This window comes from Sphingomonas sp. GC_Shp_6 (genome assembly GCF_026540835.1).
Lineage (GTDB): Bacteria > Pseudomonadota > Alphaproteobacteria > Sphingomonadales > Sphingomonadaceae > Sphingomonas.
In genome coordinates this window covers 46,364-69,047 of the sequence record NZ_JALNUO010000015.1, presented here as the reverse complement: position 1 = coordinate 69,047, position 22,684 = coordinate 46,364, and the positions used below count along the sequence as shown (strand labels likewise).

Annotated in this window: 24 protein-coding genes; 10 read left to right on the top strand and 14 right to left on the bottom strand. The window is 64.1% G+C overall.

Annotation, left to right across the window (positions count from 1 at the left end; translation table 11 throughout):
* Positions 1-183 precede the first annotated feature (183 nt).
* On the bottom strand, positions 184-768 hold the full coding sequence (locus OXQ95_RS15190) for a TetR/AcrR family transcriptional regulator (protein ID WP_267382288.1): 585 nt from the start codon (positions 766-768) through the stop codon (positions 184-186).
* A gap of 477 nt (positions 769-1,245) precedes the next feature.
* Between OXQ95_RS15190 and OXQ95_RS15185 the strand changes: the two genes are divergently transcribed.
* The 10 genes from OXQ95_RS15185 (at position 1,246) to OXQ95_RS15140 (ending at position 10,453) form a co-directional block, all read left to right on the top strand.
* On the top strand, positions 1,246-1,737 hold the full coding sequence (locus tag OXQ95_RS15185) for a DoxX family protein (RefSeq protein WP_267382286.1): 492 nt from the start codon (positions 1,246-1,248) through the stop codon (positions 1,735-1,737).
* A 115-nt stretch (positions 1,738-1,852) separates the two neighbouring features.
* A complete protein-coding gene (locus OXQ95_RS15180) occupies positions 1,853-2,341 on the top strand; it encodes a MarR family transcriptional regulator (protein WP_267382284.1) in 489 nt (162 codons plus the stop codon).
* A 396-nt stretch (positions 2,342-2,737) separates the two neighbouring features.
* Positions 2,738-4,600 carry a ParB/RepB/Spo0J family partition protein gene (locus tag OXQ95_RS15175; RefSeq protein WP_267382282.1) on the top strand — a complete coding sequence of 621 codons (1,863 nt, stop codon included), beginning with the start codon at positions 2,738-2,740 and terminating at the stop codon, positions 4,598-4,600.
* A gap of 192 nt (positions 4,601-4,792) precedes the next feature.
* Positions 4,793-5,014 (top strand): type II toxin-antitoxin system VapB family antitoxin, encoded by a 222-nt coding sequence (vapB, locus tag OXQ95_RS15170; protein ID WP_267382280.1) that lies wholly within the window; start codon positions 4,793-4,795, stop codon positions 5,012-5,014.
* Positions 5,015-5,051: 37 nt separating this feature from the next.
* Positions 5,052-5,453 (top strand): tRNA(fMet)-specific endonuclease VapC, encoded by a 402-nt coding sequence (gene vapC, locus OXQ95_RS15165; protein WP_267382278.1) that lies wholly within the window; start codon positions 5,052-5,054, stop codon positions 5,451-5,453.
* A gap of 23 nt (positions 5,454-5,476) precedes the next feature.
* Entirely contained in the window at positions 5,477-6,241 is a 765-nt protein-coding gene (locus OXQ95_RS15160) for a ParA family protein (RefSeq protein ID WP_267382276.1), read from the top strand.
* Positions 6,238-7,179 (top strand): ParB/RepB/Spo0J family partition protein, encoded by a 942-nt coding sequence (locus tag OXQ95_RS15155; RefSeq protein WP_267382274.1) that lies wholly within the window; start codon positions 6,238-6,240, stop codon positions 7,177-7,179. The genes OXQ95_RS15160 and OXQ95_RS15155 overlap by 4 nt, the downstream gene beginning before the upstream one ends.
* Positions 7,180-7,300: 121 nt before the next feature.
* On the top strand, positions 7,301-7,819 hold the full coding sequence (locus OXQ95_RS15150) for a mobilization protein (RefSeq protein ID WP_267382272.1): 519 nt from the start codon (positions 7,301-7,303) through the stop codon (positions 7,817-7,819).
* Positions 7,816-8,937, top strand: a complete 1,122-nt coding sequence (locus OXQ95_RS15145) for a relaxase/mobilization nuclease domain-containing protein (RefSeq protein WP_267382270.1) — start codon at positions 7,816-7,818, stop codon at positions 8,935-8,937. The genes OXQ95_RS15150 and OXQ95_RS15145 overlap by 4 nt, the downstream gene beginning before the upstream one ends.
* Positions 8,938-9,241: 304 nt before the next feature.
* Complete coding sequence (locus OXQ95_RS15140) at positions 9,242-10,453, top strand: hypothetical protein (protein WP_267382268.1); 1,212 nt, start codon at positions 9,242-9,244, stop codon at positions 10,451-10,453.
* A 139-nt stretch (positions 10,454-10,592) separates the two neighbouring features.
* On the opposite strand, the gene OXQ95_RS15135 is transcribed toward OXQ95_RS15140, so the two are convergent.
* The 13 genes from OXQ95_RS15135 to OXQ95_RS15075 form a co-directional block, all read right to left on the bottom strand.
* Complete coding sequence (locus OXQ95_RS15135) at positions 10,593-11,492, bottom strand: hypothetical protein (protein WP_267382266.1); 900 nt, start codon at positions 11,490-11,492, stop codon at positions 10,593-10,595.
* A gap of 322 nt (positions 11,493-11,814) precedes the next feature.
* Positions 11,815-12,051 carry a hypothetical protein gene (locus OXQ95_RS15130; RefSeq protein WP_174292551.1) on the bottom strand — a complete coding sequence of 79 codons (237 nt, stop codon included), beginning with the start codon at positions 12,049-12,051 and terminating at the stop codon, positions 11,815-11,817.
* Between the two features lie 59 nt (positions 12,052-12,110).
* Positions 12,111-12,539, bottom strand: coding sequence for a thermonuclease family protein (locus tag OXQ95_RS15125; RefSeq protein ID WP_267382260.1), 429 nt, complete (start codon positions 12,537-12,539; stop codon positions 12,111-12,113).
* A complete protein-coding gene (locus OXQ95_RS15120) occupies positions 12,536-14,773 on the bottom strand; it encodes a DUF5710 domain-containing protein (RefSeq protein ID WP_267382258.1) in 2,238 nt (745 codons plus the stop codon). The genes OXQ95_RS15125 and OXQ95_RS15120 overlap by 4 nt, the downstream gene beginning before the upstream one ends.
* Positions 14,774-14,786: 13 nt before the next feature.
* Complete coding sequence (locus tag OXQ95_RS15115) at positions 14,787-16,709, bottom strand: type IV secretory system conjugative DNA transfer family protein (protein ID WP_267382256.1); 1,923 nt, start codon at positions 16,707-16,709, stop codon at positions 14,787-14,789.
* Complete coding sequence (virB11, locus tag OXQ95_RS15110; protein WP_267382254.1) at positions 16,675-17,682, bottom strand: P-type DNA transfer ATPase VirB11; 1,008 nt, start codon at positions 17,680-17,682, stop codon at positions 16,675-16,677. Before virB11 ends, OXQ95_RS15115 begins: the two co-directional genes overlap by 35 nt.
* Positions 17,682-18,893, bottom strand: coding sequence for a type IV secretion system protein VirB10 (gene virB10, locus OXQ95_RS15105; protein WP_267382252.1), 1,212 nt, complete (start codon positions 18,891-18,893; stop codon positions 17,682-17,684). Before virB10 ends, virB11 begins: the two co-directional genes overlap by 1 nt.
* Positions 18,890-19,747 (bottom strand): P-type conjugative transfer protein VirB9, encoded by an 858-nt coding sequence (gene virB9 / locus OXQ95_RS15100; RefSeq protein ID WP_267382250.1) that lies wholly within the window; start codon positions 19,745-19,747, stop codon positions 18,890-18,892. Before virB9 ends, virB10 begins: the two co-directional genes overlap by 4 nt.
* A complete protein-coding gene (locus tag OXQ95_RS15095; protein WP_267382248.1) occupies positions 19,747-20,433 on the bottom strand; it encodes a VirB8/TrbF family protein in 687 nt (228 codons plus the stop codon). Before OXQ95_RS15095 ends, virB9 begins: the two co-directional genes overlap by 1 nt.
* 1 nt (position 20,434) lies before the next feature.
* On the bottom strand, positions 20,435-20,716 hold the full coding sequence (locus OXQ95_RS15090; RefSeq protein ID WP_267382246.1) for a hypothetical protein: 282 nt from the start codon (positions 20,714-20,716) through the stop codon (positions 20,435-20,437).
* Positions 20,713-21,720, bottom strand: a complete 1,008-nt coding sequence (locus OXQ95_RS15085) for a type IV secretion system protein (protein ID WP_267382244.1) — start codon at positions 21,718-21,720, stop codon at positions 20,713-20,715. The genes OXQ95_RS15090 and OXQ95_RS15085 overlap by 4 nt, the downstream gene beginning before the upstream one ends.
* Entirely contained in the window at positions 21,720-21,959 is a 240-nt protein-coding gene (locus OXQ95_RS15080; RefSeq protein ID WP_267382240.1) for an EexN family lipoprotein, read from the bottom strand. Before OXQ95_RS15080 ends, OXQ95_RS15085 begins: the two co-directional genes overlap by 1 nt.
* Positions 21,959-22,675: a type IV secretion system protein gene (locus tag OXQ95_RS15075; protein ID WP_267382238.1), complete on the bottom strand. Its 717-nt coding sequence runs from the start codon at positions 22,673-22,675 to the stop codon at positions 21,959-21,961. The genes OXQ95_RS15080 and OXQ95_RS15075 overlap by 1 nt, the downstream gene beginning before the upstream one ends.
* Positions 22,676-22,684: the final 9 nt, after the last annotated feature.

Genomic DNA, 22,684 nt, shown 5'->3' with positions numbered 1-22,684 from the left:
GCTTCCGTGTTCGACTGGATGAAACCAGCACGGATGGTGACCCACAACGAGATGGACGATCACGGATACGACACAATACGGTTGCGTAGCGCGTCTTTCAAGGACGGGCGCCGGAATAGTGACAGCCGGGAGCCAACTTCGCGGCGAGCATGTACGCGTCAGAGGGACGGGAAGGCGTCGGCCCTATGATCCCGACCGAACGCCGGCCGATCGAGCTGCTGCGTCGACAATCGTCTTCACGAATGCATCGTCGATCGGCGCCTTCGAGAACCACCGTCGATAGAAGAGCGGGCCTACCGTTATCGAGATCAGGTCGTCCGCAAGGACCTCCGGCTTGATCTCGCCCCGCTCCTTCGCCGCCTCCACAGCCGCGAAAAAAGGCGACATGTGGCCCTGATGCATCGATTGCTGCATCGCGGAAATATCGGGATCGCGTTCCGCAGCATCGAGAATGGATGGCAACACACCGGTCCATGGTGCCGTGGGAAGTTCCTTGGCGATTCCGCCGGCAAGCACCATGAGGTCGGCATGGAGGGACCCGCGATCCGGTGCAGGCGGGGTGCCACCCAGGCGCGAGCAGGCGTCCATCAGCAACGCCGATCGTGTTGGCCAGTGCCTGTAGATCGTGGTTTTGGCGACCCCGGACTTCTTCGACACTTCGTCGAGGCTGACACCGTTCAGTCCGCCCAACGTTAGCTGGCGGTAGGTCTCTTCGAGAACCAATCGTTTCGAACGCTCGACCCGTTTATCCTGATAGCCGTCGACCATGGCACGCCTTCTTCCCGGTGCATATCCGCGAGCGCGGAATCAGCGATACGGATAAGTACAGTATTGTGTCAGGAAAGGGCCGGCACAAGCCGGACCCGGTCCGCTCCAAAACACGCGGTTGCGATACAGGAAGTGGCCCGCACGTGTCAGCCTGTAAACGTCGGCCTGCTGATCGTCCTGATCGTCGGTCTTCCACGTCTGTCGTGACCGAGCAGAGTCCGCTGGATCGCCATCGGTACAAACACGATCAGGTGCACGTCCCGCTTGCCATTTCGAACGAATCAACGATACTGTACAGGAGCGTATCGATGAAGATTGTTCCCCCCGTCCGGAAGAGAGTGCCTTGGACGCAAACTACCTTGAAGCCACGCCAGCCCCGAGGGGCGCCTCGAACGCCTCGAACGCCACGATCGAACTTGTCGACGTAGAGGCTCAAAGCCATGCTTGTCGACCGGTCAAATCACCGGTTAGCATGATATGAAATCCTTGGAAGCAGTTTTCCGGCTGCTCGTTTCTCCCGTTGCAGCGCCTGCGTCTTGGTACGCAGTTCCGCTTCGAATGATTATCGGCTTCGGCTTTATGCAGCATGGCTATGCCAAGGTTGTCCATGAGCCCTCGCATTTTGCGGACATCTTATCCGCGATGGGGCTACCGTTTCCGGACCTGCTCGGATACGCGACCATCCTAATCGAATTGGCGGGCGGTCTCATGGTGCTGGTCGGCGCTTTTCTGCCTTTGATCGCAATACCGATGATCGTTGTGCTGATCGTCGCGATCTTTACCGTACATCTTCCCAATGGGTTCAGTTCGATCAAGCTCCTGTCGTTCGACATGGCCGGCGCGCATTTTGGACAGCCTGGTTACGAGACCGATTTGCTTTATGTTGCCGGCTTGGTCTCGCTTTGCGTCGGCGGATCGGGCCCCGTCTCGATAGATAGCGCGCTGAACCGTCGGTGGAGTCTACGGTGACAAGGCAGCGGGACCCTTTGGCGTGACCGACACCCTGCCTATTGACGACGAGGTTTTGGTCGGCAGCATTACCGACGATCGGTTCGCTTGGCTTCAAGTCGGCGGGTAAGTCACGGTGGATCGTCTCGAGACCGACCTGATCGACCTCAATGTGCGCTTGCCACGCGCCCTTGTCGAAATGGTAATCCTTCAGGCAACCCTGCTTGCCGACGATCCTGCCGCCCGCAGGTTGGCTCTCGCCAAATGGATACTTTCGGGTCGGCGACGTCGATCGAAGATGTTCAGGACCATCCGCTTCGGCGAGCCGAGTTGGGACATGATACTCGATCTCTACATCGCCGAGCATGAGGGGCGGCGGGTCGATGTCTCGGGCTTGTGCCTCGCCAGCGGCGTGGCATCGACGACGGCGTTGCGCTATGTCGAACTGCTAGTTGATGACGCCCTGATCGCCAAGGTCGACGATACCGACGACGGCCGGCGTTCGTTCGTTACGATCAGCGACACTTTGCGCGCAGCAATCGACGAGTGGCTGGACCAAGCCACGGCAGGCCTGACCGTCGCGGGCTTGTCCCGGTCCGCAAGCGCGGTATCCGACCACAATTAGGCAGCCGATTGCGTCCTGCTGAATGGCTACGAGATCGGGACGCTGCCGGAATGCACGCCCTGACCGGACCCCGCTCTATCTCCGCTGCGCTGCGACCAAGCCGCCGCAGGCGTCTTGTCCCATCCGGGTGACGATCGCTCGCGCGCGCAGGCTGTCGCCCGCGATGATGACGCCGGCATTGCCGGCGGGATCCGTTCGCCTGGTCGGGGAAAGGGGCGCGCCGCCCCCTCTCCCCGGCAACGACAATCAGCCGGGCCGTGGCTCCCTCGCTGCGCTCGGTGCGCCCGCACCACCCCGGCGGATTCTCGCTGCCCCCCTCGCCCCCGGCTGTTCGCCACGAAGGCAGGGTTGATGGCGGGGCCATCGCCCTGCGGTCGATTGAGAAAGGAAAGTCAGATGAACATTCAGCATATCCTGTGGTCCAAGCTCGTCGCCTCCCCCCGGAACGCGCGCAAGGTGAAGGCCGACGTTATGGCATTGGCGATGAGCCTTGCCGCCGATGGCCTGATCCAGAATATCACCGTCGCACCGCGCCAGGATGGCAAGTTCGAGGTCATCGCGGGCGAGCGTCGTCGTCGGGCCATCGTCCAGTTGGTCCGGGCCGGGACGTGGGAGCGCGATATCGAAATCCCGTGCGAGGTTCGGGATGCCGAAGATGCAACCGGTGTCAGTTATGCGGAGAACGCGCAGCGGGTCGCCATGCACCCCGCCGATGCCATTCGGGCCTTCGCGTCGCTGGCGGCGGACGGCCATGACGATGCCGCTATCGCCCATCGCTACGGCTACGACCCACGCGAAATCCGCAAGATGCTGGCGCTCGCCTTGGTCAGCCCCAAGGTCATCAATGCGCTGGCGGCGGACAAGATCGATCTGTCCACGGCGCAGGCGTTCACGCTGACCGACGACCACAAGCGGCAGGAGCGGGTGTTGCGGCGCGCGCGGTCGGCGCACGAGGTCCGCAGCCTGTTGACCGAAGCCAAGGTGACGACCGGACACCGGCTGTTCCGCTTCGTCGGCATGGACGACTATCAGGCGGCGGGCGGCACCCTGACCGGCGACCTGTTCGCCAAGGAGGGCGAGGGCTATGCGGATGACCCAGCACTTGTCCAGCAGCTTGCCGACGAGAAGCTGGACCGGCTGGCGGCGGAGGTCGAGGCAGAGGGATGGGGCGAGGTGCTGCCCTGCGAAACCACCCCTTACGACAGCTACAAATGGCATCGCCTCTACCCGGATGCCGAGCGCCGCACCCTGTCGCCGGAGGATGAGAGCAAGCTGGCGGAGTATCGGGCCGAGCGGGATGCGGTGGTCGCCGAGATCGGTGACGACGCCGAGCATGACGACGAGGTTGTCGCGCTGGATGAAGCGATCGACGGCATCGGCACGGTCGAGCGGTCGTTCTCCGATGAGGTGAAGGCGGGCGGGCTTGTCCTGCTCACCATCGACCATCAGGGCGCGGTCAATCGGACTTACTACAGCCGAAAGGCTCTCCGTGCCGTCGCGAGGGACGAGAAAGGCACTCCCCTCCCCCGTCCGCTCTACGACGCGCGCATGGTCGAGGATTTGTCGCGGGTTCGCACCGCCGCCCTGCAATCCGAGGTCGCGGCCAACCAGAGCGTTGCCTTCGCCGTGCTGCTCGACGCCCTGTTGCCCCTCGCGCTCGGTAGCGGCATCCCCTCCCCCCACGCGGTCCAGCTTCGCGGCGGCAGCATCCAGTCGCCGGTTTCGAGCTTCGACATTTCCACGAGGCAGATCGGTTCGCCGTTCGAGCATGTGGCGGACCTGATTGAGGCCATGCCGCGCCAGCCCGACGAGCGGTTGGGTTGGTTGCTGACCCTCGACACGCGCGACGTGGACCAGTTGCTGGCGGCTTGCACGGGGGCGCTGATCGACGCGACTCACCGTAAGTTCGCGGAAGGAGAGCGATTGCGGTCGGCGGACCGTATTGCCCGCGCCGTCGCGCTCGACATGCGCCAGCATTGGGAAGGCGGCATCGAGTTCTACGACCGGCTGACCCGCAAGACCGCGCTGGCGGCGCTAACCGAAGCGCGCGGACCATCCGCCGCCGAGAATTGCGCCAAGTTGAAGAAGCCCGAGCTTGCCGTCGCCTGTAACGATCGCATCACCGGCACCGGCTGGCTTCCCCCGTCGCTTGTCACGCCCGACGTGCAGGGCGCGGCGGTGGAGATCGTGGACGACGCGGTTGCCTACCTCCCGGAGGCAGACAATGATGACGAGGTGCATATGATCGCCGCCGAGTGATCGAGCAGGAGCCGCTGCCCTGCCGGGGTGGCGGCTCTACTCCCCGTCTCGTTCCCTGCCCCAAAAATCTCGCCGCCGCCCTTCGTGGGCGGCGGCGTTTTGTTAGTCCTAGAAGTTTGTCCGGGCAAACTTATGGCATATCCATTTGACATATCCCATACTTGCGATAACTTGTCGGCGAGGAGATGTGCAATGGCGACGGGCCGTGTGTTTCAATCGAACCGCTCGCAAGCGGTGCGCTTGCCGAAAGCTATGGAGTTTCCGCCCGAGATACGCGACGTCGGTATCCGCAGGATCGGACACACGCGCGTAATTTCGCCCGCCAATGCAATGTGGGATGACTTTTTCGCAGCCGATGGCGTCGATCTCGGTGATCGCGATCAGGCACCGCAGGCGGAGCGCGACGCGCTGTGACGGCGGCCATTCCGCCCTGCCCCGGACAGCGTTCGCGATGAGCCTTCGCTATATGCTCGACACGAACCTGTGCATCCGAGTCCTGCGTGATCGTCCAGCCCATCTACGCGAGCGGTTCAACGACGAGGCCGAGAGACTGGCGATCTCGACGATCGTCTTGATGGAGCTGCTTCACGGTGCCGCAAAGTCCGCCAAGCCGATCGATAATCGGCGGGCGGTCGAGGATTTCGCATCGCGGATCGAGGTCGTCGTGTTCGACGCCGAAGCGGCGGCGCACGCCGCCGATATCAAGGCCGAGCTGGAGCGGGCAGGGGAGGTGATTGGCGGCTACGACTTGCTGATCGCCGGACATGCGCGCAGTCGCGGCCTGGCAATCATCACGGGAAATCTGGGCGAGTTCACGCGGGTGCGCGGACTTGCCTCGGAAGACTGGACATAGCGCGCGAGCGCTCGGAGACGCGGATGCAAACGATCGTCATCAACAATCAGAAAGGGGGCGTCGGCAAGACCATGCTGGCCGTTCACCTCGCCTGGTTTCTGGCCGAGGGTAACGCGCGGGTGTTGTTCGTCGATCTGGACGGGCAGGGGAATGGTTCGTCCGTCCTGTCGGGCGAACGCAAAGCGTTCGCCGCCGCCGATCTGTTCCAGACGAAAGCCGACATGAACATCGAGGGTGCCGAGGGCATCACCGTCCTGCCCCGAGACGCCCGCCTGCATTCGATCGAGCTTTCCCAAGTCACCGCCATGTTGAAGAACTTCAAGGCGTTCGATTCCCACTTCGATTATTGCGTCATCGACACGCCGCCAAATTGGGGCGCGCGCAATTTCGCGGCGATGGCCGTTTGCGATTTTCTGCTGTCGCCGATCGAACTGAAGGATTTCGCGATCGAGGGCGTCGGCGAGGTTCTGCAATCGATCCTTGCGGTGCAGGAGAAGGGCAGGGGCGGTCGCAAGATCAACTTTCTCGGTCTGGTGGCGTCGCGTTTCAACAGCCATTCGCCTCGTGAGCGCGGCAATCTGGAAGCCTTGGTCGCCAAGATCGGCACGAAGATGATGTTTCCCGGCGTCATCACCGCTCGCGACGGCTATGAGCAGGCGATGAGTGACCGCAAGCCCGTATGGTCGATCAAATCGTCGGGCGCGACCGTGGCCGGTGCGGAAATGCGGAAGATATTGAGCGCGGTGCGCGACCGGGTGGTCGCCGAGACCGCGAAGGAGACGGCATGATGGCATCGCGCTTTGAAAACCTGCTCGACACGGTGTCGCTGTCGCTCGACACGCAAAGCACGTCGCGTCAGGTCATCGAACTCCCGCTCGATCGGATCAGCAGCGATCCGAACAACCCGCGCCGGTCGTTCTCTGACGACGAGCTGGCGGAGATGGCCGAGTCCATCAAGGCGCACGGCGTTCTGCAGCCGATCGTCGTCCGGCAGGTCGAAGGCGAACAGCGTTACCTTATCCGGTTCGGCGATCGTCGTTTTCGCGCCTCCGCGCTCGCCGGCAAGACGACGATCCCTGCCATCGTTGCCGAGGTCGGCGAGGAAGCGGACGATCTGGTCCAGCAGGTCGTGGAGAACGACCAGCGCGTCGATCTTACCGCCGGCGAGCTTGCCGCCGCCGTGGCGAAGTTGATGAAGTCGGGCATGAAGCAGGCCGAGATCGCCAAGCGGCTCGGACGACCCAAGGCGATGATCTCGATGTACGCTGCGGTGGCTTCGATGCCGTCGCTCCTCGCCGATCTTGCCGCGACATCGGCGATCCGCACGGTTTACGAGCTGCATCAGGCGTGGAAGATCGACGCTGCTTTCGTGGAGGAGTTCGTCAGCCTTCGCGGCGCCGATCCAATCACCAAAGCCGAAGCGGTCGCGCTCGCCAGTGCGGTGAAGGAGAAGGCATCGGCTCCACCACCTCCCACGCCAGCGTCGGAAAGTTTGTCCGGGCAAACTCCGGGTAAGGGTGCCGTCGAGGGTGGGGATGAAGCCGGGGGGTCGACCAAGCGGCCACCTTCTAAGCGGACGTTGCGAGATGAGCGGGGTGCGCCCTCGTTCTTCGTCGAAGTCGCAGGACGGCGCGGGCGGCTTGTTTTTGCGGACACCGTAAGCGTGTTGTTCGAGGGCCAGAACGAACCCGAAGCGATCAGTGCGAGCGCAATCCGCCCCGCATAGGATCGTTCGCGTCACAGTTTGTCCGGGCAAACCCTTTTTACTTAGTGTGGTATGATGGCAGGATAGGCTTACAGCCGGTTTTGTATTACGTTCGGCGCCAATGGCGCTTTTCACGCTTCGCTTGTCCGATGAATTGGCCGCCCGCTTCGATGCGGTTGCGGCCAGCGCGGGCGGTCGGTCGCACGCGCTCCGCACGCTGATCGAGCGCGTCAGTGGCGGAGACGGAGACGGAGGCGGATCGGCACCGGCTTCCGCCGCGACGCGATCACGCGGGAAGCATCGGATCGAGCTGCGTCTGGACGACGACGAGCTTGCACAGCTCGACGCCGCCGCCGCCGAACGCGGCGTCAAGCGCACCGACTGGATCGCTTCGGTCGTCAGGTCGCGGCTCCGCGCCGCGCCCCCGCCGCACGATACACGGCAGACGCTGGTCGACATTCGCCGTGAATTGCGCGCGATCGGACGCAACGTGAACCAGGCGGTTCACGCGCTCCACGCAGCCAACATGCAGGACAGCCGCCTCGACGTTGCGCGGGAAGCGGCACGGGTGGATGCGATGCGGGTGACGTTGGAAGAGCAGATCGCCGCGATCGGCGCGGCGTTGCACGGCGACCTTGCTTATTGGCGCGCCGAACCGTGAGCGACCCCGACCTCAGCTTTCTGGACGACATCTGGCGGCCGGTGGCGGCTAAGGGCCGCAAAGACAGCGGCGGCGCTGCCGTGGCCGCGGCGATGGTGTCGCAGGCGCAGCGCGGCACCGCCACTCGGCCGCCTTCCGACAATTCGGTGAGAAGCGCCGCAGCCAGGCAGCGGCTCGATCGCATCACCCGGTTCGCGCCGGAGGTGATGGTGAAGGTGTCCGGCCGCCAACGGGGCGGCTCGCATACAGCGGCGCACCTCGAATACATCGGTCGGCACGGCAAGCTCGATGTCGAGACTAGTGACGGCCGGACGATCGAAAACGTCGCGGAGCTGCGCGAGCTTGCCCGTGAATGGACGGAGGACGAGGAGGCGGTTTCGCGTCGCCGCGAGCCGCTGACTTCGGTGTCTATGGTGTTTTCGATGCCGCCAGGCACAGACCCGGACGGCGTTTACCGATCGGTCCGGGCCTTCGCCCGCGTCGAGCTTGAGCAATTTCCGCACGCGATGGCGCTCCATGTCGATGAAGAGCATCCGCACGTCCATCTGACGATCGCCGCGCGGGGAGAGGGGGGCGTGCGCTTCAACCCTCGCAAGGCAGATCTCGCCAATTGGCGCGAGGCGTTCGCGCGCGAGCTGCGCGCGCGTGGGATTGACGCCGAGGCGACGCCCCGCAGGGCGCGCGGCATCGTGCAGAAAGCGGAGCGCACCAGTGTCAGGAAGACGCGCGAACGCGCCGACGCGACCAGTTCCCTCCCGAACGTCATTCAGGCCGGGCGCACGACAGCCGCAGCGATGGCGCGGGAGAACCCGCCAGCGCCACGGCCCTGGGAAGTGCAGACCGTCGTCCGGCAAGCCGAAGTTCGTAAAGGCTATGCGAGGGCGGCGGAGCTGCTTGAGCAGAGCAATGCACCTGAGGATCTCGCGCTGGCGCGGCGGACCCGAGCCTTCGTGTCGTCGATGCCCCAACCGCTCGTTCGCGATCGTGAGCAGGCTCACGCGATTGTCAACGAGGGCAAGCGAGCGCGGTCATCCGGGGAGGAACACCGCAATATGGACGGGCATGTTCGCGCGTCTCTGACGCCTCCCAGCACTGCCAAAAAAGATCGCGAGCGCTAGAAGGCTAGCGAGACGCTTGTGGCAGGAAACGACCAGAGCCGGTCGCTCACATCCGCCTCAATGAACGTCCGACTCCGACGAAAGCTGCCTCTATGAATGATCGAAGCTGACGGTCGGCGAAGCCCCAATATCAACCATTCGCTCAACTGGCTGGCACTGCCAAAAGCCGCCGTTTCCAAAAAAGCCTCAGCCTCCATTTGCCGATGCGGCATGGCGTCGCGCTTCGTTTCGGCGGCCGGTCCGGTTGGATCATCGCTCCTCGCCTGTTAATCTGATGTGCTGGACCTGGATGGAGCAAATGCAAATGCGAGTTATTTTGCTCGGAGCGGGGGCCTCGAAAAGCTACGATCAAAGCCCCACGGGTCAGCGTATGCCGATCGCGCGCGACTTTTTCGACACATTCGATAAGCTCGATCTTTCGACAAATCTCTGGGTGCTGATCGGCTCCATCATCGTCTTTTTGGAAGATGATTTGGGCATGGGGCGGGGAAGCGCATTCGACTACCTCCGTTCAGGCATCGACATCGAGGACCTCCATTCACAGATCGAGGCCGCGCGCGATACGCAACTCAAGAGCGATGGCTTGGTCGCCGCGATGACGCCGTACAAGGCATTCAACGAGCTGCTGTTCCTGTTTGCCGCGGTCATTAATGACATCCAGAACGGCCCGCCGTCCCAGGCGCATATGAAGCTAGTTGATGGCTTAAATTCCGATGATGTGCTCATCACCTTCAATTGGGACACACTCCTCGACCGGGCTCTTGCAGAACGGACGACATGGCGACCAGATTGGGGTTATGGCATTACGCCAAAGGCGATGTTCAACGACGGATGGCACCCGCCGGTGACAACGGACAAGGACAACAAGACAGGAAATCTGCTGCTGAAATTGCATGGCTCGACAAATTGGCTGACCGCCTATTCAGTGACCGATGGGCATGGCGCGATCGTGTCGGGCCAAGACCTCGACCCGAGCGCCTTCGGCATTTTCGAGCGAGCATCCGAGCCTTATGCCTGTTTCAAGGGTCGGTACATGCCGGGCTATCAGCCTTGGGCCTACGGCTATTACCCGCCCAATTTGGATTTCCCCGGACGAGCGCCGCCTGACGGATATACCATCGTAGGCCTCACACCCAACTTCCCCTGGACGAAGGCAGGCAATGCCCCGGATGCGGGTCTTCCTTCGATGCCGCTCATCATTCCTCCGGTGAAGAACAAGAGCTACGACTTCTTCGGAGACCTGTTCAAAACACTTTGGTCACGAGCGGAGGACGCGCTCGCGGCGGCGGATGAAATAGTGATTATCGGATATTCTTTTCCCGAGACCGATATCCAGAGCGACAAGCTTTTTCACCGCGCCTTTTCGCGCCGCGCGACCATTCCGAAGATTACGATAGTCGATCCCAACCCGGCCCCGGTCGCGAACAGGATGACAAGAGACCTGGGCATCCCGGAATCGCATCTGAAAGTCATTACCGATTATTTCACAGCGAATTTCAATCTCGATGCACTTTAATATCGCGCTGCCTTACCATAGCCGAAGCCAGGCAATCAGGGCATTGGGTTAATTATTAGTTCTGCAGTCCCGAATGGATGGCTTTTTCGAAAAGCGGGGACGCTACAAACGTCATTCTTGACCATCAGCGACTGCAGGATCAGTTTGGGGGGACATCTGGCTGAGGCCATATTTTAAGGGGGATGCCGAACTGGTTCAGCGCCAGCTTCATCAACTCGAGGGCGGTCACTACGGTGACGCCAAAGGCGACGGTTTGGTGCTGCGGCCCAAAGATCGAGTTCGACGACTGATTCCCTAAGTCCTCCGTGCACAAATAGTCGTAACCGTAACCGTAGTGCGCGGCGGCGACATCGAAGTCCGTCCAGTCGGCGAGGAGATGCCGAAGGGCGGCCTGGAATTCTTTTGCCGTTTTGTACGTTTTTGGTGTCGCCTCCTCAGCAGCCAGACCTTCGCGCCAAAGATATCGCTCAGGCGTCTCCCCACTAAACTGAGTTGAAAATTCAGCCGATGCGCTGGTTAGACCATGTGCCTTCGCCAGCACCTCGCCAAGGTCACGCACGGCGTTGTGTGCATAGTCGTTGAAATGGCGACCGAAAGCATGGGATCGATCGATCCGCTCTCCGAGGTTGTAGCGCAGATCCTGCGCCTTTTCCGCGTCGGTGGGAGTGTAGAGCGGCGGATGGCCTATGCGGGGCATTCCCATGACCTTGAAGCCGATCATGATCGCCTTTCCGATGAGGTCAATGCGGCCCTGCGGGATGCTCGGTCGCGGCGCGCGAGTCCCGACAGCCAGGAGAAGTTGGACCCGGCTGACTTTCTCCAGCGCCTCGGTCGCAAGCAGTGCTTCTGGTATTCCCGCAACGATCCGGCCCTTCCGAATGCAACGATTGAGATACATCCAGGCGATCCGCTGCTTCTTGGACCTCCACCGGTCGCGCGTCATTGGCCACCACTTCTGGAGCAGCTTGCGCGGCTGCGGATCGGCGATCCTGCTGTAGGTATTCGTGTCGAACGTGACGAACAGTCGTTTATCGGTCATCTTTCGCCACTTAGCATTTTTCGCCGTGGCGCCGGCATGAGTTTCTGCCACCCGAGTATCTAGCCGGCAAGCGCCACGATGGCATCGCTGCCAGACAGCAATTGGCAGCCTTGGTCAGATTTCGCCAACGACGCTACGAACGCGGAATATCTGGTTCGAATACAAGTAGCCGTTGGCGCTGCCCGACTGGAATGACCGGAAAGTCCCAATCATAGCCGTTCTTTATCCACCCTCGCATAACGTACGCGCTCGCGTACGTTATGCGAGGGTGGATTTGCCGGCGTCGTTCGGCTCGGAAACACTCAAAGCTGCCGGCGTCTCGTCAAAGCGAACGAATAACTTCGTCCGCTTTCCGGTTATGGCGGACCAGTTCACGCCGACCGTCGGGATGCTCTTTGACGAGGAGGCCGGCAGGCGTGTCGGACTCGCTGTAATAGACCGGAAACCCGGCAGCGAGATGGTCGCGCACGGCGAACTCGCCATCGCGCGCAAGGCCCTTTTCGATCACCGGCCAAAGGTCGGACGTGTCGGCGGGCGCCAGGCGGGTCATCTCATTCATGCCGCGAGCCTTATAGCGGAAGTTTGTCCAGACAAACTTTGAAGGCCGATCGGCACCGCTCAGCGACACCTCAGACGACCATAACGCTCGACGGCCTGGCCCGACCGCAATTGCGCGCAGGAAAGGTCGACTGCGCCGACCGAACACAACGCCACGATCCGATCGTAGGAGCGACCGGATGGGCGGCAAAGCGCGGTCTGACCCAGCGCCAATCGGCGCAGCGCATCGCGCGAGGCGTAGCCGTCGCCCGACACGCACCGACCGCCATGACCGCGACACGCGCCTATTTCGGGCGCGTCGACCGCCTGGAGGCGGATACGCGCGCCGCTCGCGCAGGTGAACGTATCGCCGTCATGGACCCGCACGACCGGGCAGGAGAACGGACGCGGATCGTGGGACTGGCCGCCCGACGTGCGCGCGGGCGATGGCAACGCCGTCACGGTGCCGACACCGACGGCAAGGGCCATGATGAGGAAAGGACGGATCATCGACCTCGCGTTCGTTCAGGCGGGCGCCGCTGTGGCAGCGCCGGCTCAGTGGATTTGACCGACGACGTGCTCGGTCCCTCCGGGTCGCGCAACCTCTCGCCGGCCTGGAGCTGGGGAGAGAGCACCGTCTTGTCCTGCGAAACCCGCTCGGCTAGCGATTCACGGCCCGCGTCCAGCACCCTGCGCCGCGCTTCCGGGTTGTCCGCGAGGGTGGCCCCTACGACCGCCTCGATCGCGCGAAGCTGCGCCCGCGCGTTCGGATCGGCGGCTATCACCTTTTCCGTCCGAGCCTGTTTCTCGCTCGGCACCCAGCGTTCCACGGCGGAGGTGTCACGGCCATCGAAATACCAGGACTTGGCTTTCCCGTCCCATTTGGCGCCCGCTTGGCGCGCTGCGTCCTTGTCGGCGAACGGCACCGACAGATATTGGCGAGGTGCCGGCTCGGCGTCACCGGCCAGGGACCGACCCGCCGGTGTAGCCGGGGGACGATCGCTCGCGGGCGACTCCACGCGGCCCGAGCGGCGTGCCGCTTCCTGCACCTCCCGCTCGGTTGGGCGATAGCCATTGACGGCGAGGCCCGCCTCGCGCGCTCGAAGCCACGCCTCGCGCCGGAAGGCTTCCGAACCCGCAACCTCCAGGGTTTCCCACCGGCGATGCTGTGCGATCGCCACCATGTCGGCAATGACCGCCGGACTTTCGCTCTGCGAAACCAGCGCGGCACCGCGATCGTGGAACGCCGCATCAGGGGAGCTACTACTCTCGAAATAGCCGCGTCGGCCGGTCCAACGCGATGTTTCGACGAGGTATCGTGCCGTGATGGCGGGTGGGACGTCGCCGGCGTCGAGCGATGGCGACTGCTGTCCGGCCCTAGCCTTTGCCGATGCCTCTCCCCCGCCGGTCAGGCGCCCTACCTCGCCGCTGAACAAGGCGACCTGATTGGGCGCTTGGTCGGCGGCGGCGTCCATCATTCGATCGCGATCGCCCGGTGGTTCGCTGGGGGGCGTGGCGCTGTCGTCGTGCTCGATATTTGCCATCTCGATTTCCTCTTTTATGTCGCCGCCGCCCGCTGCCGCCTGTTTTCGCGCGAGCAGGTCGATCGCCGCCGAAATCTGTGCGGCGACCGCATCGCGACCGAGCACGCTCGCCGTCGCCAGATCGTTGAAATCGGTGAACCGCTTCGGATCGGCTTCGACTTCGCCGGGGGCGAACTCCGGAAAGACTGCAAGTCCTTCGACGACGACCGCTGCGGCGGTCGCCTTGTCGCGTCCGGGATTATGGCCCTCCTTCAGCTCGACGCCGCGATCGTCGTCGCCGGCGATCAGGATCAGCTTGTCGGGGAAGCGAGCGTGCAATGCTTCGGCAACGGGCAGCAGGTTGCCGGCGTCGAACGCCGCCACGACGGGCTGTGAGGCCGCTTCGGCGACGATGGCGGCCGTAGCGTAGCCTTCGGCCATGACGAGCCTTGGCGTGTGCTCCAGTGCGGCCAGATCGCCGCCGACGATATGGAAGGTGCCTTCCTTGCGGCTATCCTCCTCGAACAGCTTGAAGCCATCGCGCCGGATCGTCTGCATCGTCCATTGCCTGCCCGTAATGTCGATCGCCGGAAGGTAGGTGGTGACGCCGCTCTGGTCGGTCAGGGCGCCGATCGTCGGCGCTATGCCCTTGCGGCGCATATAGCCGGTTGCTGACGTCGCTGGGCGCAGCATGGCAGCCTGTTCCTGCACCCGCAGCGCGGCGGCCTCTGTCGCCTGCGCTCGTTCGGCCGCACGTTCCTGTTCCCGCTGCGCGACTTCGGCACGCAGCGCCGCCATTTCCTCGGGCGGCAGACGGAATCCACTGCTCTTCCAGGCTGCGTAGGTTCCCTTGCGAAAGTTCTTGAGGAAGCCGGCGGGATGTCCGTCGAGGTGGAGCGCGTATTGGCCGGAGGGGCGCGAATAGCGCCCCCGCGCATCGCCTCTGTCGCCGTCCACCGGGACGCGATGCGATTTGCCGTCGCCGATCGGATGCGCGCCGATCACGAGCAAGCCGTGCTCGTGCATCGCTTCCATGAACTCTTCGCGGGACTTGAACTCGGGTTCGCCAGCGCTCGGCACCCAGCGCGCCAGCGCCTCGCGGTCCGCACGCTTGCCGACATACCAGGACTTCGCGGTCGCGTCCCAGCGTGCGCCGGCGGCCCGCGCGGCCTCGCGCTGCTCGTAGGGGACGGCCAGATATTCGCGCTTGGGGGATGGCATCATTCCGCTCCGATCACGCCATCACCCGTCCGTCATCACCGCCGTTGATGGTCGCCATCATCCAGCGCCGCGTCGCCTCTTCGGGATCGTCGCCGCGCTGGATCGCGGCGAACGGATCGATGTCGGGATCGAATTGCAGCGCATCGACCGGTAGCTCCTCCAGACCGTCGAGCTGCGCGTCGGTCAGTTGCCGCGTGATCGCCGGCGCGGCCTGCGCGCCCGCCGCGACCGGCACCTTGTCGTTCCATGCGACGGGCGGCAGGGATTCGGCGCCTGCAGCGACGATCTTGGGCGGGGGAAGCAGCCGCCCGGCGAACTCCGCCATCTTGTAGTAGAGGATCTTCGTCGCGCGGACCGCCGGGATGCCGCGCTTGAAGATCAGGACATCGGTCAGCGGCATGACCTCGACCTCCTGCGGCAACATCAAGGAACGCGATTGCTGCGATTCCGAGACGCTGTTGTTGGCCCGCGCAAACCAGCCGAGGGCGCGGCTCTTCGAGCGCGCCGCCAACCCATGCGTGCCGAGACGGTCGGAAATCTCCTTGGCATCCTTGAGGTTGCCCGGCGTGTAGACGACCTGGGCGTCGCAGTTGGTGATAAGCTCCTCGGCACCGTCGTCACCATTGAGCCGCCTGAGCTGGGCGCGCGTCTGGACGACGATCAGGAAGTTCAGGCCGAAGCTGCGGACATAGGAGATCGCCGACACGATCACCGGAGCCTTGCCGAGCCGGGCGAACTCGTCGAGGAGCACAAGCACGCGATGCTGACTGGCGGGATCGAACTCGCCGATCGTGGGGTCGGTGTTCAAATCGACGAGTTGCTGGAAGATCAGATTGTAGAGCGGCGCCACCCGGTCGATATTGTTCGGCGAGGCTCCCAGATAGATCGTCATCGGCTCCGTCCGAAGTCGCCGAAGATCGAAGTCGCTCGCCGACGTCGCCGCATCGACGTGGGGGTTCAGCCACAGGCCGAGCTTGGTCGTGACGGTCTGCTTGATGCCAGAGAAGGTGTTGTCGGATGCCGAGGTGAAGTCGGTCAACGCGGTGACGCACGGCGCGGAAAGCGGCGTGCCGGCCGCCACGCGCGCCTCCACCAGCGCCGGCAGGCGCGTCTTCGGATCGCCTTCGGTGATGTCGCGGTAGAGCTGCCCGATCGTGAACGGCAAGGTGGGCGTCGAGGCGACGTAGGCACCCACGCCGATGAAGGCGGTCCGCGCCGCCTCCGCCCAAAAGGCTTCGCCGCGTTCGGGCAGCGGGAACAGCATTCCGGCGATCTTCTGCAATTCGTCGATGACCAGCACGTCGTCGCCGCGGTCGATATGGGCCAAGGGATTGTAGCGCGACGCGGCCCGATCGGGATCGAGCGGATCGAACAGATGCACCCGCTGCCCGTGCCGGGCGCGAAAGCCGGCGGTCTTGGCGAAGTTTTCCCGCTTCATGTCGAGATTGACGACCGAGCCGGGCCAGTTGAGCAGATTGGGAATGACGATGCCGACGCCCTTCCCCGATCCGGTCGGTGCTTCGAGCATGACATGCGCTTCCGGCCCCGTCGTGAGGAACCGGCCCCGCAGCTTGCCGAGCAGGATGCCGTTACCGCCACGCAGCCCGGCCGCCTCGATCTCGCGCTCGTTTGCGAACCGCGCCTCGCCATATTGCGATTTCCCGCGCCGGTCCCACACGAGCAGCAGAAGCACGAAGGCGACGATCAGACCGCCGAAGAAATAGCCCCGCAGCAGCCAGGCATGAAGGATCGGGGCGTGCCGGTAATAAAAGAGCCATTCGGGAAGCACCCGCCAATTGGTATGGATCGTGATCTGATGCAGTCCGCCGAGCGCGATCAGCACCGCGATCGCCGTCCACACCGCGGCTACGGGCAAGACGGCGGCCGTGACCACGGCCGCCTTAGCTGCCGGGCTGTTCCCCGGTATACGGATCAAAATAAACCTCCTTTACCCTCCAGCGTCCGTCGATTTTCTCGGCTTGCAGCACGACGTCGATGAGGCTCTTGAGCATCCCGCGGATATCGTCGCGGCCGAGATCGCGGCCCCCTTCCGACTCCTTCACCAGCAGCGTGAGCTGCTCGAATGCGCCCTCGGCCGAATTGGCGTGGACCGTCGTGATCGAGCCGGGATGCCCGGAGTTGACGTTGCGGAGATAGAAGAACGCCGTGCCGTCGCGCAGCTCCTGCAGGAGGATGCGGTCGGGCCGCATCCGCAGCGCGCTTTCGAGAAGCTGTTTCGGACCAATCTTCGCCTGGCCCTGATCGTCCTTGGAATAGATCATATGCACGCAGTTGCGGTGCGGCACCCTCAGCTCGCGCGCGTCCTCGATCGTCAGCAGGCGTTCGTGATCGGGGATGAGCTGGATCAGCGCCTTCGAGATCGTCGTCTTGCCGGACCCCGTGGCACCGCTGATGAGGATGTTCTTGCGCGAAACCACCGCCAGTTCGAGGAAGCCGCGCCAATCCTTCGCCTGGAGCATCTCCATCAGACGGCGATCGACGGCGGGGACCGTCCGGCCGGCGACGGCGGTGTCCGCGAAGACGCCGCCGGAGATCATGTCATCGAGGCTGAGCGTAACCGCCGAAGGTTTTCGCATCGTTACCGACACGATGCCCTCCAAGGTCGCCGGCGGGATCAGGAATTGGCACCGTTCGCCGGTCGGCAGCACCGTCGAGACGAGCGGCGCGTCGGAACGGATGTCCTGTTTGGTCGCGGCTGCTGCGGCCCGTGCGAGCGTCATCAGCCAGTCGAACGACATTTCCGGCACTTCGTGCCAAGTCCATTTGCCGCCCTGCTCGACCCCCGCCTCATAGGGGCGATTGATGACCAGCTCGGTCACATCGACCGGCTCCATCAACGCTCGCACCGGCGCCAGATGATGTTCGAGAAGCTGGCGCTGCCCCGACATCAGCGGCGAAGTTCGAGATTATACACGTCGGAGAAATTGAAATCCTGCGCGACGAAGATGCCGACTTCCTCACCCTGATTCTTCTTCAGCACCGGCTTGATGTTGATCGTGTTCTGCAGCGCCACGCTGGCGGTGCTGGACGGCACCTGCGTGGTGTTCGTCCCCTGTCCGGCGAAGTGCGACGACGCTATCGAGGAGGCATCATCGACCAGCGACAGCATCAGCGCGGCACCGAACCGCGCCCAGAAGAACGTATCGACGGCGCCAGCCATGCCGGCGCGGCCGAGCGCGTCCGATGCCGGTGACGCAAGATCCACCGCGACGCCGCGCGGCGTGACGGCGCGTGTCCACAGGACGAAGATGCGGTTCTGACCCTGGTTGATGCCGCCCTGATATTGGCCGAGCACCTTCGTGCCTTTTTCCATCAGGACGACCCGCCCATTGTCCGAGTAGACGTCGCGCGGAATGATGCAGGACGTGTAGCCCGGCTGGGTCGAGTTCATCGCAGTTTGCAGGATGCACGGGATCATCGTGCCGGCGGTCACGAGATAGTTGCGGTTCGGCAGCATCGCAGCGTGCGAGCTGCCGATCGCCGAGACCTGCCGCAGGCGATCCAGCTCACCCGCCTCCGCTGGCGCTGCGGATCGGCCGCTCGGTGCATCGGCGGCCTGCGGTGTCGATGCCCCCGGCCCGGACCCCTCGCCGCTCCCACCGACGCTGATAAGCAGCGGCGCACGCCTGGACTTATCGGCGAAGGACTCGGCCGACGTGCGGCCATCGGCTGGCGCGCCTCCGCCACCGGGCGGCATCGCGCCGGGCGTGATCGCCGGCACGACCGTCCCGTCCGGCATCGTCGTCATTCGTCCCCCGGCCGTGCCGGAAAGATTGGGAAGCCCGCCCGGTTGACCCGCGCCGAGGTCGAACTGCTGGGTCTGCGCCGCGTGCTGATCCGGGCGGACCTTCGCGTCGGGCGTCATCGCGATCGTACTGGTCGCGGCGCTGTCGCGCTTGCCGCTGCCGATGTTGATGAAGAAGAGGACGGCAACGACGGCGGCGACGCCGACGATCGCGCCGGTGCGGTTTCCGCCGAACCGGCCGCCGCCGACCGGCGTGATCGTGCGCTCGACTTCCTCGCGTTCGGGCGTGCGATCGCGCACGATCGGCGCGCCCGTCTCGACCGGGCCATCGCCCACGGGCGGAATGCTGCTCACTTCGGTTCCTCTTTGATCGTGCGCTCGACATGCGGCGACGCGGTGTCCGAACCGTAATTGACCCCATAGGGCTGGGGCGCTTCGTTGAAGATGCACAGCACCTCGCCGTTGCGGCGCAGGCGGAGCTGCTTCGCGACCAGGTGGACGACGACGAAATCGTCACGGACATCATACGGCACGAGCGTCTCGCTCCCGTCGTCGCGCACGAGGAAGATCGATGGAATCTCTCGGTTCGCCGGGAAGCGCATGACCGTGAACTGCCCGTTGTCGGTGATTTCCGAAGGCTGGAGGTCGGACGCGCCTTCGACGGTGTAATGCATGTTGCGCGCACCCTCCACGACGCCGGTATCGAGCGCGGTCTTGACGGCTTCCTTCTGGAGCGCGCCGAGCTGTAGCGCCACCTGAAGAACCTTCAGCCGCTCGCGCTTCAGGCGCTCGTCTTCCGGGTAACGAAACTGGACCCGGAAGAAGGTCTCGGCCGAGCCAGCGCCGATGCTGCCCGATCGCGCGACCAGCTCGAATGTATAATCGCGCAGCTCACCACCGCGCGAAGTCGTCACGATAAGGTTGGTCGGCCCCGCGCGCTCGCGCGGCTTGATGAAGATCATATAGCCGCGCGGCTGGACCTCCCACGAAACGGTGTCGCCGACAGCGGCATTGACGATCGTCTCGTCGCTGGCGAACACGATTTCGGTGGCGGCGCGGAACGCGCCGACGATCCGATACACCTGAGAGGCGCTGTAATCGACTTGCCGAACGCGCGCGTCGGCCGCACCGGGCCGCGGTGTCTCCGATGCCAGCGCAGGCGCCCCGCCCAGGCTGGCCGCTGCCAGTACGATCAATACCCGGCGCATCACGGCGCCACCACGGGGTCGGAGCGATAGGTCTGGACCTGGAATCCCAGCGGATTGCGGAAGCGGTCGCCTTCCGACATCGGGGCATTGGTATAGCCGAACGTCACGGTCGCGATCCAATCGGAGGCTTGCTGCGCCGTGTCCGTCTGCACTGTGCGGGTGAAGCGGACATTGGCGACGCGGGTGTTGATGAAGCTGATGTTGGTGATGCGCGCGTCGGCGAAGGCGCGATCGCCCCAGACGATGCGCGGACTCGCCGGGTTGTGGGGGGAATAGAAGCTGTTCCAACGCTGTTGCTCGATCGGCGTCGACAGGATCGCCACGGTATCGAAGTTTTCCTTCGCCGCGGCCGGGTTCCAGCTCTCCCGATCGCGGACATAGTTGGCGAGGAAGTATTTGGTGACAGCCTCATCATAAGCGACCGGCTTTTTGCCGGTGAGCTGCGTCTGGACATCGACCGCGCCGGTGAGCTGGTTGATCCGCACCGTGACGACCTCGATGCGTTTGAGCGGCAACAGCGCGACCACGGTGCCGAGGCCGGCGATGCCGACAATCGCGCCGACCGCGCCGATCGCATAGGCGACACGGCGCGAGCGTTTGACCTGGCGCAGCTTCTCCTCGTCCCAGCTCTTCGCGTCCGCGAAATAGCGTTTGATGTCCGCGGTGAAGACCCCTTCCCCCGGCATCTCAGCAGCTCGCGAAGTAGGACGGGGCGGCGATCGCCGATGTCTTCGGCGGCAGCGGTGGGGGCGGTAGCGTTCCCGGATGCTGATCGTCGGTCGGCGGCGCGACGATCGGCGCGCCGGGAAGAACCGAGCCGTAGGGGTTCGCGTTCCGCCGATGCTTCACCTTGCCGTCGCAGACGGCGAGTTTCGGCGGCTTGGACGTTGCACAGGCCGCCAGCGGCAACGCCAATGCCGCCAGTGCCGACCCAGCGAGGAAATACCGCTGCATAAGACCCCCGATCATGTTGAAATGCTGTTGCCGCCGCGAAATCGGCCGCCCACCCACCGGGCGCCCCGCGTGGCCCCGCGTCCCGTTGCCGCCACGCTGCTGCCGGCGCCGCCGGCGAAGAGAGCCGCACGCCGTCCACCGATGAGCGCGGCGCCTGCGGCGCCGGCGACCAGCTCGCCGGCCGACAGGCCATGCCCACCGGTGATCCCCGACGCGATGCTGGGCGCCTGGAAGAAGAAAAAGGCGCCGAGCAGATAATAGACGATCAGGAATATCGCGTGATTGACCGGATCGGCCGCCGTGTTGCTCGCCAGCACGCTATCGCCGAGCGACATCATGAGCGCCGCCATCGTCGTGATGACCGCGAGCTGGACAACATAGGAAAAGGCTTGGCGGAGCCAGCCCTGGAACATCCCCTTTCCCCACTCGAATAGCGCCAGCGCGATGAAGATCGGGCCGAGCGCGATCGTGATCGCCAGCCCGACCAGCGCGAAGATCGAGAGCGCGAAGCCGACGATGCAGGCGATCGCGGCGGCGAGTTCCAGCGCCAGCGACGCCGCGATGTCTTCCAGCGCCGCGCCGATATTGGTGATCGGTTGAGCGTTCGCGTCGTCGCGCAATGCCTTGTAGGTTTCGGCAGCGCGGCGATCGAGCTGATCGAAGGTCGCGCCGGCCTGCTTATAGTCCTTCCCCGAGATCGCCTGCGTCAGGGCGCTAGGTGCGGCGTTGAAAATCGGCCCGACGATCCAGTCCTGGTAGGCGACGGTCGTCGCGGCGACGAACAGCAGGCAGAGCTTCGCCATCCGCCAGATGAAATCCTGCAACGGCTCGCTCACGACGCCGCGCATGATGAGAAAGGCATAGATGGCGATGTAGATGACGAGGGCCGCCGTCAGCGGCCCTTTCACGGCATCGACGACGTCCTGGTAATGTTCGTTCAGGAACGAGTTCAACTGCCCGTCGAAGAACGTGTAGGAATCGCTGAAGAAGTGGCCACCGAAGGTCGAATCGTCCGCCACTAGCGAGATCCTGTCCCGGCATCATGGTCCATGTTGACTTGCCGCTGGGCGCGAAGCGCATTGGCGCACTCCTCGGCAGGCTGGTATTGGCGATCGGATTGCCTGCACTTGCCGATGACATCGGCGCGCTCGGCTTCATGCTCTTGGAAAAAGTGCATGGTGCGCGGTTCGGCCACGGGTGAATGACACGCTGAGAGCGAAAGCGCCGCAACGGCGACGACGACGATTGCGCGCGCCATTAGCGCGTCCTCGCTGCATCGGCCGCGATGTTGGCGGCGCGTTGCTCGCGCAATTGCTGCGCGACCAGCCGATCCTCCGCCTCCTGCCGCATCCGGATCGCCTGGAGCTGCATCGTGTCGTTCTGGATACGGGCGACTTCGATCGCGATCCGCGCCTGGATCGCCTGCCGGTCCTTGTCGGTGGTGGCGCTGGCGAGTGCCTGCTGGAGCTGGTCCAGTCCCGCCGATCGCGTGGTCGTCGCACCATAGGCGGCGTCGGCGATCGCGGCGTTCTTGGCGGCCGTGTCGCCGGCAGTATCCAGCGCCGCCCGCCGGCTGCGGTCAGCATCGGTCGCCGTCGCGGGCAGCGCCGGCAGGTTGACCCTGCGGCCGGCGCGGATGTTCGCCGCCTGCTGGCCGAGCGAGCCGAGGCTGCTGCTGCTGCTCGACACGAGCTGCTCGATGTCCTGCGCGCCGCTCGGCAGCCATTTCTTCGCCGCATCGCTATTGAGGAGCTGGGCAACGCCGTCGATGTTCGTCAGGCCGTGGACGTCGTTATAGGCGTCGACCGCCTGGTTATATGTCTTGGTGACGACGGTGAGCTGCTCCTGCGCCGCCTTCAACTGCTGCACGATCTGAGCGTAATTCTTCACGTCGAACACGGCCATCTGTGCCGTTGCCGGCGTCGAAACCGCCAGCGCCAGCGCCGATCCCGCGAGCATCGCCAGGTTTCGCATCGCCATTCT

Excerpts from the sequence above, each read along its gene's own strand:
- OXQ95_RS15075 (WP_267382238.1), bottom strand. The coding sequence starts at position 22,675 with ATGCGAAACCTGGCGATGCTCGCGGGATCGGCGCTGGCGCTGGCGGTT.
- OXQ95_RS15120 (WP_267382258.1), bottom strand. The coding sequence starts at position 14,773 with ATGCCATCCCCCAAGCGCGAATATCTGGCCGTCCCCTACGAGCAGCGC.
- OXQ95_RS15160 (WP_267382276.1), top strand. The coding sequence starts at position 5,477 with ATGCAAACGATCGTCATCAACAATCAGAAAGGGGGCGTCGGCAAGACC.
- OXQ95_RS15130 (WP_174292551.1), bottom strand. The coding sequence starts at position 12,051 with ATGAATGAGATGACCCGCCTGGCGCCCGCCGACACGTCCGACCTTTGG.
- vapB (WP_267382280.1), top strand. The coding sequence starts at position 4,793 with ATGGCGACGGGCCGTGTGTTTCAATCGAACCGCTCGCAAGCGGTGCGC.
- OXQ95_RS15080 (WP_267382240.1), bottom strand. The coding sequence starts at position 21,959 with ATGGCGCGCGCAATCGTCGTCGTCGCCGTTGCGGCGCTTTCGCTCTCA.
- OXQ95_RS15155 (WP_267382274.1), top strand. The coding sequence starts at position 6,238 with ATGATGGCATCGCGCTTTGAAAACCTGCTCGACACGGTGTCGCTGTCG.
- OXQ95_RS15125 (WP_267382260.1), bottom strand. The coding sequence starts at position 12,539 with ATGATCCGTCCTTTCCTCATCATGGCCCTTGCCGTCGGTGTCGGCACC.
- vapC (WP_267382278.1), top strand. The coding sequence starts at position 5,052 with ATGAGCCTTCGCTATATGCTCGACACGAACCTGTGCATCCGAGTCCTG.
- OXQ95_RS15140 (WP_267382268.1), top strand. The coding sequence starts at position 9,242 with ATGCGAGTTATTTTGCTCGGAGCGGGGGCCTCGAAAAGCTACGATCAA.
- virB11 (WP_267382254.1), bottom strand. The coding sequence starts at position 17,682 with ATGTCGGGGCAGCGCCAGCTTCTCGAACATCATCTGGCGCCGGTGCGA.
- virB9 (WP_267382250.1), bottom strand. The coding sequence starts at position 19,747 with ATGCGCCGGGTATTGATCGTACTGGCAGCGGCCAGCCTGGGCGGGGCG.
- OXQ95_RS15135 (WP_267382266.1), bottom strand. The coding sequence starts at position 11,492 with ATGACCGATAAACGACTGTTCGTCACGTTCGACACGAATACCTACAGC.
- OXQ95_RS15090 (WP_267382246.1), bottom strand. The coding sequence starts at position 20,716 with ATGATCGGGGGTCTTATGCAGCGGTATTTCCTCGCTGGGTCGGCACTG.
- OXQ95_RS15190 (WP_267382288.1), bottom strand. The coding sequence starts at position 768 with ATGGTCGACGGCTATCAGGATAAACGGGTCGAGCGTTCGAAACGATTG.
- OXQ95_RS15185 (WP_267382286.1), top strand. The coding sequence starts at position 1,246 with ATGAAATCCTTGGAAGCAGTTTTCCGGCTGCTCGTTTCTCCCGTTGCA.
- OXQ95_RS15175 (WP_267382282.1), top strand. The coding sequence starts at position 2,738 with ATGAACATTCAGCATATCCTGTGGTCCAAGCTCGTCGCCTCCCCCCGG.
- OXQ95_RS15095 (WP_267382248.1), bottom strand. The coding sequence starts at position 20,433 with ATGCCGGGGGAAGGGGTCTTCACCGCGGACATCAAACGCTATTTCGCG.